We start from the raw sequence: 13,339 nt of genomic DNA on the forward strand, positions 1-13,339 counted from the left end.
AAATATCGATTAGATTTCACGTTATCTTTTATTTTGTCATCTAATTGTAAGAATTTTCGAAATAAACGCACAAATATTTAATTTCTACTAATTTTTTAATAGAGCCTATTTCAAAGACAACACAAAAACGATAATTACTTTGACCATTACCTACATTTATTTGAACCAATTTAAAGGAATATGATTCAATATAATTAATACCCCTATTATAACGGATAGAATTGCATAAATAAAAACTGCTCCTGCAGCTGCGTCTTTCGCTGCTCTTGCAAGTGGTTTTACCTCTATTGTTACTAGGTCAACAACCCGCTCTAATGCAGTGTTCATTAATTCTAGGGACAACATACCACCGATTAAAAACAAGACAATGACCCATTCGAATAGTGCAAATTGGAGGGTGAATCCAACAATACTTATAAAAATAGAAATATAAACATGTATTTGAAAATTTCGTTCTGTTTTAAATGTTTCAATAATTCCATTCCCCGCAAATTTAAAGCTCCTATAAAACCGCTCCCATTCAGAAATCTGAGGATCTTTTAAGTCCATAGCGGTCCAATATGTCCTTTTGCTTTGTAAACATTTCTTTTTCATCTTCTTCATTCATATGGTCATAACCTAATAAGTGTAGAAAGCCATGTACAGCTAAAAACCCTAGCTCTCTTAAAAATGAGTGACCATATTCAACTGCCTGTTCCTTTGCGCGAGGAATGGAAATAATAATATCACCTAATATGAGTGGCTGATCTACACCAATTACCTCCACTTCACCTTCACCTATTTCTTCAAGTGCAAATGAAATAACATCAGTGGGTTGATTTTTGTTGCGATAATCTCGATTTATTTCTTGAATCCGTTCATTCGTAACAAAGGTAACCGATAATTCAGCATCTTGAGCTACCTCTTCAACTGCTGCTGCACATTGTAACAGATCCTCTACTGTTCGTTTCTGTTCTTCAATTAGTTCAGTTGTTTCATCGATAAAGTCGATGATTAATTTCATAACTATTTCACCTTCTGTTTTTTAGTTAATTCTGGGTATTCTATTCTTGAATGAAAGATTCCCTTCAATGACTCACAAAATGATTTAGCAATAATGTCTAACTCTTTAAGAGTTAGATCACATTCATCCAATTGATGATCTTGTAATCGATCTGAAATGATGGAACGGACTAACTTCTCTATTTTATCAGGAGTAGGACTAGACATCGATCTTACCGCAGCTTCTACACTGTCTGCAATTGAGATAATCGCAATTTCCTTCGTTTGCGGCTTTGGTCCAGGATAACGGAATTCTTCCTCATAAATTGAATCATTTGATTGCTTCGCTTGGTGATAAAAGTATTTGAGAAGGGTTGTCCCATGATGCTGTTCAGCTATATCGATAAATTCCTTAGGCATTTTGTTTTTTTTCAGCATCTCTACTCCATCTGTAACGTGAGCAATAATTATATTTTTACTTAGTTGTGCCGATAACTTATTATGAGGGTTTTCAATATTCATTTGATTTTCTATAAAATACTGTGGTCGCTTAGTCTTTCCAATATCATGGTAATACGCTCCCACTCGAGCCAAAAGCCCATCTGCACCTATCGCCTCACAGGCAGACTCTGATAAATTAGCTACCATAACACTATGATGATATGAACCCGGGGTTTCCGTTAGAATCTTCCTTAATAATGGATGATTTGGATTAGATAATTCGATTAATTTCATTGTAGACATAATCCCAAATCCAGTTTCAAAGAATGGCATTAAACCAATTGTTAATACAGATGCAACAAGACCGGATGCACAAGCCATCATAAAATATGATCCAATTTCCACATTTGAATAACTACCGTTTCTTATAAGCATAATAGATGTTATGACCAGCACATTCATTCCTGCAACAAACAAGCCTGCTTGTAGTATTTTTGACCGAAGGTTATGCTCACCTAGAAATAATACAGCAGCTAGACAACCGAATAGGTAGTATACACCTATCGAAAAGTTAAAGCTACCTGTTACTCCTTCATTAAAAATCACACTGCCGCAAATAGCAAATATCATACTAGTCAATATCGCTAGCCTTTCATTCAATAGTAGCTTAACAAGCATAGCTCCCATTGCTACCGGTACAATATAACCGATATGAGAGTAGTCAATTTTTTGAAAGAGACTAACGATTTTCATTAAGAGCATAGTTATCGCAAATATTAAACAATATAATAGTAAAGAGTTATTTTTTTTAGAAATAGAGCTATCCTTTTTTTCAAAATAATAAACGACACCGATAAGAATTAATAGAATTAATAACCCTAATCCTAAAAAGGGTTTATAGGATTGCTGACTATCTAGCAAACCAACCAGACCGAGCTTACGATAAACTTCACGGTTAATTAACTCATCTTCTTCAACAATAATTTGACCTTGTTTTATTTGTGCTTCCTTAACATCATCAACAGCTTGCTGTCTTTTTTCCTCAGTAGCCGCTAAATCAAAGTTATAGTTTGTTGTAATTGAAAATCGCGCTAATTCAGTAGCTGATTTTAAAACATCCGACTTTAATGTGGTATATTGTAATTCCTCTACTACCTGATTTTTAGCCTCTGTTAATTGAACAATTGGTATTTCCTTGCTCATAACATTGTTTACAGCTGTTACAACTGCATCTTTTGCCAATACCAATTCTTCATCTGTTATTTTCAATAATGGTAAGAAAACGTCCGATTTAATTTTATCATTAATTGAGGGAGTCAACTTATCTTGTAAACGTTTTACCAATTCCTCAGGAGTTAGCAATGTTGTAGTAGTCACATCTTCAGTATCTTGCTCAAGCTTCTCTTCCTTCTTAACTTCAATCATTGCATCAAAAATGGAGGAGATAAGGTCAACTTGTTTTTCTTTAATTTCCTTTTTCAAGATATACTGATCCTCTACTGAGTCATAGGCCTCCTGCTTCTTCTTATCTGTCTCTACTTTATCTTCAACAGTTGTCGGTGCATATATTGTCTCTTCAGAGTCTGTAAATAGCTCTATATTTAATGTTTCCGGCTTTACATTACTATATAATGCTACAAATAAAATCACTGCAAAAATCAAATATAAGAAAACATGAAAAAATTTATAGTTTTTAAATTTTTCTAATAAGGAATTTATCCATTTTGTTTTCTTTTTCGTCTTACTTTTCTTTTTTTCTTCCATCAAAAGGCACCACCTTTTTCACTGATTCATTCTTATTAGCTGAATCAGAAATCAGCAATCTATTTTCATTTAAATACTATTTAATCATCATATGTAAGCTGAAAGCAACATTGCCATAACGAAAAGAAAGTGACCCGATATCGGGTTCTCGGGTCACTTAACTTTCTTTGGAATTTTCGTAAGCTGAAATAATCTTTGCAACAAGTGGGTGTCTGACTACGTCTGACTGCTCTAATGTTACAAATGAAATACCATGAACTTTTGAAAGCGTGTCCCTTGCAACTGATAATCCTGATTTTACGCCTTTCGGCAAATCAACCTGTGTAATATCACCAGTGATGACCATTTTTGAACCAAATCCTAATCTGGTTAAAAACATTTTCATCTGAGCTGGAGTTGTATTTTGTGCCTCATCTAAAATAGCAAATGCATCATCTAATGTTCTCCCTCTCATATAAGCTAAAGGTGCAATCTCAATTGTACCTCGCTCAATAAGTCTCTGTGTATGCTCCATTCCTAATACATCATGTAAAGCATCATAAAGAGGTCTTAAATAAGGATCGACTTTTTCTTTAAGATCACCAGGTAAAAAGCCAAGACTCTCACCAGCTTCAACAGCCGGCCTTGTCAGGATTATTCGCTTAATGCTGCCACTCTTTAATGCATTAACAGCCATAACCACAGCTAAATAGGTTTTACCTGTTCCTGCAGGTCCAATTCCAAAAACTAAGTCTTTATCTTGCATAGCAGCAATATAATGACGTTGTCCTAGAGTTTTTACTCGAATTGATTTACCTTTGGCAGTTTTTGCTATTTCTTGTACATATAACTGTTCAAATTGATCTAACTTCTGTTCCCTTGCCATATTAATTGCATAGATAACATCTCTTTCACTTATGTTAATCCCCTTACGAATAATATGAAGCAAAGACTTTAAGAGCTCGTCTACAAGATTGACGTGTTCAGAACTACCAGATACAAAAACAGCTTCACCTCTGGTTACAATGGATACGGTTAATTCTTCTTCCATTCGCTTTAGATGAACATCATTGTTGCCAAATAACGCAATAGCCTCGTTTGGATTTTCTAATTGCTGATTCATTGTAACTAATTCTTCTGGCATTCTTTAGTCTCCCTGAACAATTGGTGTAGTTTTTACTATATTTTCTAACACTTGGTAAAGAACGGTTAATTTTACTTTACCATTCTCATTCGACTCGTGCAAAACTTTTTCACCAATTACTTTTTCTTTTTCATCAAGTTTATCTTCAATTTCTTTTCTACCTCTATCTATAGCTGCTTCCTTTGCTTGCTTTTTTGTGTAATCTCTGCTAACTTTTTCTTTCTCTCGATAGGTTTCATTTACATATGCAATTGGCAATGTAAAATTAAGGAACTTTGCAAACCTAACATCATCTTCAACTTCATAATCAGTATATTCAGGGTCCTTAAAACCCCATATCGGAAGTTTTAAACCGCCAAATTGGAGATAATGTTTAATTTTATCCTCCCCAGTTAATACATGAAAAGTCGTCTTTAATGGAATTGTTATCGAAGATTTATACCATGTTTCACCAAAAATTTCTGCTCTTGCTGCTACCCTTTTCTGTTCATCCTCTTTACCAATTAAACCTGATACAAGTATTTGCCCTTTTTTCACATGTTGATTCAAGGTTGTAAGGGGTTGTCCCTGTTGAACAAACATTCTTGATATTACTGCTTCTTTTTCAGCCACAATATGACGCGGACTCACTAATTCCTCTTCCTCAGGTTGATTTTTCTCAACTACCTTTAAATGATAGGTTGTACCAGTTAATTCTACACCAACCCATGTAATTTCTTGTATATTATCTGTTAAATTTTTTTGAATATCATCAGGATTTCCTATAAAAAACTGAAATTTACCTGATTTAACACCAAGTTGTGAAAGCTCCTTCTTTATTAAATGTTCGGTTTCTGGTGAGGCACCTTCAACCTCAACACCCCAAATCATATTAGACAAGGCAAAAATAACAAGTAAAAAGGCTAGTAATCCAATTGCAAATCCACTATTTTTTCTCGTCCTTTTTAGCAGGAACGGAAAACCAATACGTTTCTCAAATTCACATTTACATTCATTTTTTCTCACTACTCTTCTTAAGGCATGTACCTGATTTAAACGAATAAAAAATGTAATACCACCTTGGCCCGTTCTTTTAATATTCCATACGATAATATTTCCCCTGATACAATCATTTAAAAACCTCTCTGATCCACGGCCAGTGATATTTACCTTTACAGTTCCAAAGAAATAACTTGCCCATTGATTTGTCATGGTATTCCTCCCTATCCATTTCACTAATGCAAATACTTTCCTGCCGAGTATAGCCGTATTATTCTATACACAGCAGTAACTAATATAAGACCGTCTAGAAAGATATAGAACAATGCTTCTTGATTCGGTAGTATAATATTCATCACGTTCACGTACCATCAAGATAGAGAACCTGATTTATTTTTCCTTCTAATAAAATTTCCTCCGATAGGATCGTCTTTATCACAAAGGATTCTCCTTTAATCAATAACTGACCTTGTTTTAATAACAGTCTTAGCTCGGTATCTGTAAAAGTAAGGAGTCCACGATGATTTTCTATGTAAATATGTAGCTGTCCAACCATCGTAATTCGAGGAAGATCCATCATGACATCGGGCGGTAGTTCAATTGTTTTTGTCATCCATCTTGCAATGTGAGAACGCCATTTATTTGCCATAAAAAAAAGACCCCCTTTCATCTCATATGTATGAGAGAAAATGAAGTCTTATAACAGATAATTAACAGAAGTTAAGAATGTCTTTTTTTTCTAGTATAATGTGGGTTTTTTGACCGAGGTGAACCTAATATTTCACTCCAGATCACACCTTGCATTACTTTCTGTTTATCCACCTTGAGATTATTTGCACGTATATTTCTATTGACTTTTGGTTTTTGTTTTGGCTGTTGAACAACTCTAGCCTTTTTTGTTCGTTCATTTCCTCTATTGAAAACTTCATTTTGTCCCTTAGTCTCGACCTTCATACTTTCATATGCCTCTTGAACTGTTTGTAAAGAGGGTTTTGCCTTTTGAGACGTCTGCTCAATGGTTGTCATGACAGACTTAGGTTTCTCTCTCGAGGTCGACCGTTGGTTAGGCACTGGGTTTGAACGATTGTCGGGCTTGGCAGGTTGCTGTTTGTTGGGTGTTTCTTCTGTTCCGTTCTTAGATGATGAAAATATTCTCGATATTAACCAAACAAGAAGCCCCCACACAAGTGGATTACTTAGTAATTCTGAAATCTCCATTTGTCGCTCCCTCCTTTAACTGAAGGAAAAATCAAAGCTAAGTAGTACTTCGATAACTTAGCTTCCGACCTTTACTTATTTGCGATTGTTCATGTTGGTCAATTAATACTCTTCTTTATCATTACTATCTTGGTTTGTTTTACCAATTGAATCTCTCATTTCAGTATCAGCAGAGATGTTTCGAATGTTCATATAATCCATTACACCAATATTTCCAGATCGTAATGCTTCAGCCATAGCCAATGGAACCTCTGCTTCAGCTTCCACAACTTTTGCCTTCATTTCTTGTACGCGAGCAAGCATTTCTTGTTCTTGCGCTACAGCCATAGCTCTTCTTTCCTCTGCTTTAGCCTGAGCAATTTTCTTGTCAGCTTCCGCTTGCTCTGTCTGTAATTCTGCACCGATATTTTTACCGATATCAACATCCGCGATATCAATCGAGAGAATTTCAAAAGCCGTACCTGAATCAAGTCCTTTTCCTAATACTGTTTGTGATATAAGGTCCGGATTTTCTAGTACTTTTTTATGATTATCAGCTGAACCAATTGTACTTACAATCCCTTCACCAACACGAGCAATAATTGTATCCTCACCCGCACCACCGACCAAACGTTCAATATTTGCTCTTACAGTGATTCTAGCTTTCGCCTTTACCTCAATCCCATCCATCGCTACACCGGCAATAAACGGTGTTTCAATCACTTTAGGGTTAACACTCATCTGAACAGCTTCTAATACGTCACGACCTGCAAGATCAATAGCTGCCCCACGTTCAAAAGGTAGTTCGATATTTGCGCGCTCTGCAGCTATAAGTGCATTTACAACTCTGTCTACATTTCCACCCGCTAAGTAGTGACTTTCGAGCTGATTTGTCGTAATACCTAACCCTGCTTTATGTGCTTTAATTAACGGATTTACAACCCGACTCGGTATAACACGACGCAGTCTCATTCCGATTAATGTGAAAATACTAACCTTCACTCCTGCTGCTAATGCAGAAATCCACAGTGCAATTGGAACAAACGTAAAGAAAATACTTAAAAAGATTAAGCCTAATATGACAAGACCTATTACTAAAATAGCTGATGCTTCCATGGTATTCCTCCTAAAGAATTTTTTTATGTATATGCTTTACAGACAGTGAAACTCAGTAAAAATTCTTGATAGTAAAACTGTCTGTTAATGCCCACAATAAATAGTTTGTAGCTTGGTCTTAATTAACTCTATAAAAATATTAACTTAGAGAGGAAAGTGTTGTTTTATTTACGCTTCCCCAATAGTAACGTTAATCTTTTATTTCTCTAACAACTATCCTTGCACCTTCTACTTTAATGACTTTAACCTTTTGACCTTTATTAACGTATCCGCCCTCTGTTACAACATCTAAGCGATCTTCTGCAATGACTGCAGTGCCAGACGGCCTTAAAGTCGTTAGAGCTACCCCTTCAAGACCTAATAATTCATGTCTTGTCTTATTGGATAGGTAACCTTCTGCGGTATTTGTTGACTCACGCAAAATGAATTTTTTAAATATGTCCATACGCTTCCCAAACACCTTTACTAATAGAATAGATACTGTGATTGCAACCCCAAAAGCAATAATCAATGAAATAGACATATTGATAATATTACCAGAAGCCATATAAAGACTTGCGATAATACTTCCCAAGCCCAATATTCCTATTATACCACCCACAACGAAAAATTCCGCGATAACAAAGATAATTCCTAAAACAAATAATATGATTGACTCCATTCCAGCTAAACCAGCAACTAAGTGTCCGTAAAAGAATAGGAAAAGTGATGTTAATCCCATAAATCCAGCAACACCAAATCCAGGAGAATAAAGCTCAACAACTAGCCCTATGCTACCAATTGAAAGTAGGATTGGTACAACAATTGGGTTAGTAATAAACCTTGCAAATTTCTCTGCAAAGCTTTCCTCAGCCTCAATCACCTCTGCCCCCGCCATGTTTAATTTATCCAACAAATCTTTACGGTTATTTGCTGTCCCTTCTGAATAACCAACTTCCAAGGCCTGTTTTGTCTCGAGTGTTAATAAATCACCCGTTCCTGCACCATAATCAGGTATGTCTACTTCCTTATCTGCCATTGCTAATGCATATTTCGGATCTCTACCATTGCGTTCAGCTGATTCCTTCATTTCTGACAACCACAAAGATTGTGACTTATCATCAGCAGCATTTCCATCTCCAGTAATGATTGCAGCTGCCCCCATTTGACTACCTGGAGCCATATATATTTGATCGGCATTCAGAGCAATATATGCACCAGCAGAAATAGCTCTTCTATTGATAAAAGCAGTAATAGGTATTTCGCTAGAACGAAGGGTATCAGCTATTTCCATTGCCCCATCAACAGCACCACCTAAGGTGTCAATCTCAAGAACGATATGGTCAACTTTCCGATTCTTAGCTTCCGTTATTGTTCTTTTAATATACTGTGAAAGTCCCTTTTCAACTGTATCTTCAAGAGGTATGAAATAAACTTTTTGCTCAGACTCTGCTTTAAGCCCATTACTATAACCATTAAAAAGAGCAATAATAAAAGCAACAGCAATCATTATTTGAAAGAAGCGTTTTCTCATTTTTTTCCCTCCCTTCTAACTCCTACACTTCTTAATACGGTTAACTTAAATAAAGGTTTCATTTTTTAGAAGTTTTTTTGCATTGTTCATTGTTTTGTAGCCTATATCTATTATAGTATGAAAAAAAATTAATAAAAAGACACCTTGACTAGTCAAGGTGCCTTACTATTTATGATAGCTGTTGTTTCACAAGCTTATTAACAAGACTTCCGTCTGCTTTTCCTTTTAGTTTGGGCATAAGTGCTCCCATTACTTTCCCCATATCTTCTTTAGAAGTGGCATTTACTTCTGCAATTGTTTGTTTAACAATTGCAGAAACCTCTTCTTCGGAAAGCTGCTCAGGCATATAATCGACTAATACATCAATTTCGGCTTGTGTTTTTTCAACTAAGTCCAAACGATCAGCATTTTTAAATTCCTGGAGGGAGTCTTTTCGTTGCTTTAATTCGCGAGATAGAACTGTCAAGTCTTCTTCTTTAGACAATTCGTTTTTGCCAAGTTTAATCACTTCATTTTGTATTGAAGCCTTGACCATTCGAATGACAGTAAGTTTGTCTTTTTCTTTGTTTTTCATCGCTTGTTTTATATCTTGATTTAATTTTTCAAGAAGACTCATAAGAACACCCTCTATTAGAATTTGCGCTTTCTAGCTGCTTCAGACTTTTTCTTACGCTTTACGCTAGGCTTTTCATAGAATTCGCGCTTTCTAGCTTCTTGTATTGTACCACTTTTAGATACAGTACGTTTGAAACGACGAAGAGCATCTTCAAGCGACTCGTTTTTACGAACGACCGTTTTTGACATTCTCTTTCCCTCCCTCCGAGTACAACCAATCGACATCTTTAAATAAAACATGCCTTATAAACAAAACATGTACTTTGCAATTATAATATAATGAATAAACCAGGTCAACTCATATAGTAAAAAGATCCATGTATTATCAATTGTTAGAATTATTCATTTATTTTATGCAGGTATATCATAATCGATTGGACATATGTGACAACTAAACTTTTACACTTTAATAGTCTGAATTTGATGTTTCACCTTTAACAATTGATACGCCAGAGCTTGCACCAATTCTAGTTGCACCAGCTTTCACGAGTGATTCTGCACCCTTAGTATCTCTTACTCCTCCAGATGCTTTTACACCAATGTTAGGGCCTACTGTTTTCCTCATAAGAGCTATGTCTTCAACTGTTGCACCACCTGTTGAAAAACCGGTAGATGTTTTGACAAAATCTGACCCTGCTTCAACTGCTAGTTTACATGCTCTTATTTTTTCTTCTTCAGTTAATAAACTCGTCTCAATAATGACTTTTGTTAATGCTTTACCCTTAGCAGCATCAACAACTGATTTTATATCCCTTTTAATAAGTTCATCATTTTTGTCCTTTAAAGCACCAATATTAATAACCATATCAACCTCAGTTGCACCCTTTTCAATCGCATCATTTGTTTCAAATGCCTTTGTTTCAGGAGTGCTTGCGCCTAAGGGAAACCCTATAACCGTACAAACTTTAACGTCAGCACCTTTTAAAAGCTGTGCCGAAAGTTCAATCCAAGTTGGATTTACACACACTGATGCAAAGTGATATTCTCGTGCTTCTTGACAAAGTGTTTCGATGGTAGCTCTTGTTGTATCTGCCTTTAAGGCTGTATGATCAATCAATTTCGCTATATCTGACATTATGTATATCTCCTTTGAATTATAGTTGTCTGACCTCTTAGATCTTACCATTTAAAAATCTTAAAAACTAGCCCAAAATTAACTTGCATACACTATTACCTTTTTAACCAAATAACACAATTTTTAAAACAATATTAATCTCATACTCCTTTCATGTTAATATGCCCTACTTTCCTTGATAAAGACTATTAGTAGATTTTCTAGTACTTGCATAAATCGTATAACTGATGCTGGATGTCGAGCGCATATCCTTTGTACAAGACTTTTATAATTTCCCAAACGATAAAAAAGAGGATTGGCATAATTGCCAATCCTTCCAAAATAATTTATGAACTCAAACGAACTGTTTCAATTTCCACAGGTTCATCGATAACTCTGACAAATTGACCTTCGTTGTATGGGTAGCCTGATTTAACTATTTTTACTTTTACAATTTTCCCAACCATGAATTCAGTTGCAGGTAATACTACTTTTAAATAATTATCAGTATAGCCTACATATAAATCTTCATTGGAATCCTCTTTATAACGTTCTTCAGGAATGACTTCTAACACTTCATTTTCAAAATGTGACGCGTATTCTTTAGCTAATTGATTTGATAATTCAATTAGGGTATGGACACGGTTGTTTTTCACTTCTTCATCAACTTGATCATCCATACGGGCAGCAGGTGTCCCTGTTCGTTTAGAATAAGGAAAAACGTGTAACTCTGAAAATTTATGTGCTTGTATGAAATTATAAGTTTCTAAAAATTCTGCTTCTGTTTCCCCAGGAAAACCAACAATTACATCGGATGTAACCGCTAAACCTGGTAAAGCTTCTTTCAAACGGTTTAATCGCTCCGCAAAAAATTCCATAGTATATTTTCTTCGCATCCGTTTTAGAACGGTATCTGATCCAGATTGTAACGGAATGTGGAGATGTCGTACAACTTTATCTGAATTTTTCAAGACCTCAATGACTTCATCAGAAATTTGGCTTGCTTCTATAGATGAAATCCGAATTCGTTTTAACCCTACTACTTGTTCATCTAAGTCACGGAGAAGCATAGCTAAGTTGTAGTCTTTTAGGTCTTCACCGTAGCCACCAGTGTGAATTCCAGTAAGGACAATTTCTTTATAACCTGCGTTAACAAGTTGCTGTGCTTGTGCAACTACTTCCTTTGGATCACGAGAACGCATTAAACCACGTGCCCAAGGTATGATACAAAATGTACAAAAGTTATTACAGCCTTCCTGAATTTTCAAAGAGGCCCTTGTACGATCCGTGAATGAAGGCACATCAAGTTCTTCATAAACACGGGTTTTCATAATATTTCTTACTCCATTAATTGGTTGTCTTTCGTTTTTAAATTGCTCAATGTATTCAAGCATTTTCACTCGATCCTGAGTACCTACGACAATGTCTACTCCTGGAATTGCCATAATTTCTGCAGGTGATGTTTGAGCATAACAACCTGTAACACAAATGACACCATCCGGATTTTTACGAATTGCTCGACGAATAACTTGACGACTTTTTTTATCACCAGTATTCGTTACTGTACATGTATTAATAATATATACATCAGCTACTCGCTCAAATTCAGTTCGTTCATAGCCAGCATCTTTAAATAGCTGCCATATTGATTCTGTTTCATAATGATTTACTTTACATCCTAATGTATGAAATGCAACTGTTGGCACTATTCATCACCTCGATAATTCGAAATAATAGGAAACAGCAGATAATAAATATAAAGGCGCTGTCTCTGTTCTTAATATTCTTGGACCAAAACTACAGATTAGAAAACCACTTTCTTCGAGCTTTGCCACTTCTTGCTCAGTTAATCCACCTTCAGGACCAAATACGGCAAATAAGGACCCGCCTTCATTTAGTTCTCCTAAAGCTTTTGCTAGATTCTTCTTTTCACCTTGCTTTGCCGATTCTTCATAAGCTACAATTTTTACATCATAGCTATTTGCCTGATTTACTAGCTCATCCAATCGGCACGGCTCAGTAACTGTTGGTATAATATTTCGGTAGGATTGTTCGGAAGCTTCCTTTGCGATTTTACTCCATCGTTCAAGCTTCTTACTAATCTTTTTTTGTTCAATTTTCACAATTGAACGGGCAGCATTAAAAGGGATAAATGAAGAGGCACCTAATTCGGTGCCCTTTTGAATGATCCACTCAAGCTTATCCCCTTTAGGCAACCCGCTCGCAATAGTAACCTTTACAGGAAGCTCATGATTTACCATCTTCCATTCTAATATAAAACAATTAACCAGGTCATTGGTAATTTCAGTAATCTCACATGTTGCTTCAAATCCATCCTTCGTACAGCAAATAATCCTATTACCAGGTTGCATCCGTAAAACACGGGAAATATGATGAACATCATCACCAGTAATCTGTACGTTTTCTAAAAGATTTTCTTTTACTTCATCTATAAAATACCGTTGCAAAGTGGACACCTCACTCGGGGTCTGACCCCTTACCTAAAAACTATATTTCACTCTCAATTGCTATATAAACCTTGACCTTTTTAATCGTT

General features: G+C 35.6%; 14 protein-coding genes. All 14 read right to left on the reverse strand.

Annotated elements, in window-relative coordinates; translation table 11 throughout:
- Positions 1-156: 156 nt before the first annotated feature.
- Positions 157-549 carry a diacylglycerol kinase family protein gene (locus AC6CHR_RS03980; protein WP_498247212.1) on the reverse strand — a complete coding sequence of 131 codons (393 nt, stop codon included), beginning with the start codon at positions 547-549 and terminating at the stop codon, positions 157-159.
- Positions 521-1,003, reverse strand: a complete 483-nt coding sequence (gene ybeY / locus AC6CHR_RS03985; RefSeq protein WP_498247214.1) for an rRNA maturation RNase YbeY — start codon at positions 1,001-1,003, stop codon at positions 521-523. The genes AC6CHR_RS03980 and ybeY overlap by 29 nt, the downstream gene beginning before the upstream one ends.
- Positions 1,004-1,005: 2 nt before the next feature.
- A complete protein-coding gene (locus AC6CHR_RS03990) occupies positions 1,006-3,186 on the reverse strand; it encodes an HD family phosphohydrolase (protein ID WP_498247215.1) in 2,181 nt (726 codons plus the stop codon).
- Positions 3,187-3,343: 157 nt separating this feature from the next.
- Positions 3,344-4,309 carry a PhoH family protein gene (locus AC6CHR_RS03995; protein WP_498247216.1) on the reverse strand — a complete coding sequence of 322 codons (966 nt, stop codon included), beginning with the start codon at positions 4,307-4,309 and terminating at the stop codon, positions 3,344-3,346.
- A gap of 3 nt (positions 4,310-4,312) precedes the next feature.
- Complete coding sequence (gene yqfD / locus AC6CHR_RS04000; RefSeq protein WP_498247217.1) at positions 4,313-5,500, reverse strand: sporulation protein YqfD; 1,188 nt, start codon at positions 5,498-5,500, stop codon at positions 4,313-4,315.
- Between the two features lie 148 nt (positions 5,501-5,648).
- Complete coding sequence (gene yqfC, locus AC6CHR_RS04005) at positions 5,649-5,936, reverse strand: sporulation protein YqfC (protein ID WP_498247218.1); 288 nt, start codon at positions 5,934-5,936, stop codon at positions 5,649-5,651.
- 71 nt (positions 5,937-6,007) lie between these two features.
- Positions 6,008-6,505, reverse strand: coding sequence for a YqfB family membrane protein (locus AC6CHR_RS04010; RefSeq protein ID WP_498247219.1), 498 nt, complete (start codon positions 6,503-6,505; stop codon positions 6,008-6,010).
- A 102-nt stretch (positions 6,506-6,607) separates the two neighbouring features.
- The gene (floA, locus tag AC6CHR_RS04015; protein ID WP_498247220.1) at positions 6,608-7,600 is read right to left on the reverse strand and encodes a flotillin-like protein FloA; all 993 of its coding nucleotides are present in this window, start codon (positions 7,598-7,600) and stop codon (positions 6,608-6,610) included.
- A gap of 190 nt (positions 7,601-7,790) precedes the next feature.
- Positions 7,791-9,113, reverse strand: coding sequence for an NfeD family protein (locus tag AC6CHR_RS04020; protein WP_498247222.1), 1,323 nt, complete (start codon positions 9,111-9,113; stop codon positions 7,791-7,793).
- Positions 9,114-9,282: 169 nt separating this feature from the next.
- Complete coding sequence (locus tag AC6CHR_RS04025) at positions 9,283-9,729, reverse strand: GatB/YqeY domain-containing protein (protein ID WP_498247223.1); 447 nt, start codon at positions 9,727-9,729, stop codon at positions 9,283-9,285.
- A gap of 14 nt (positions 9,730-9,743) precedes the next feature.
- Positions 9,744-9,917, reverse strand: a complete 174-nt coding sequence (rpsU, locus tag AC6CHR_RS04030) for a 30S ribosomal protein S21 (RefSeq protein ID WP_015595024.1) — start codon at positions 9,915-9,917, stop codon at positions 9,744-9,746.
- Positions 9,918-10,134: 217 nt separating this feature from the next.
- Positions 10,135-10,803 (reverse strand): deoxyribose-phosphate aldolase, encoded by a 669-nt coding sequence (deoC, locus tag AC6CHR_RS04035; RefSeq protein WP_498247224.1) that lies wholly within the window; start codon positions 10,801-10,803, stop codon positions 10,135-10,137.
- 326 nt (positions 10,804-11,129) lie between these two features.
- A complete protein-coding gene (gene mtaB, locus AC6CHR_RS04040; protein WP_498247225.1) occupies positions 11,130-12,488 on the reverse strand; it encodes a tRNA (N(6)-L-threonylcarbamoyladenosine(37)-C(2))-methylthiotransferase MtaB in 1,359 nt (452 codons plus the stop codon).
- 6 nt (positions 12,489-12,494) lie between these two features.
- Entirely contained in the window at positions 12,495-13,250 is a 756-nt protein-coding gene (locus AC6CHR_RS04045) for a 16S rRNA (uracil(1498)-N(3))-methyltransferase (protein ID WP_498247226.1), read from the reverse strand.
- Positions 13,251-13,339 lie beyond the last annotated feature (89 nt).

Source organism: Metabacillus sp. GQ13 (genome assembly GCF_059758525.1).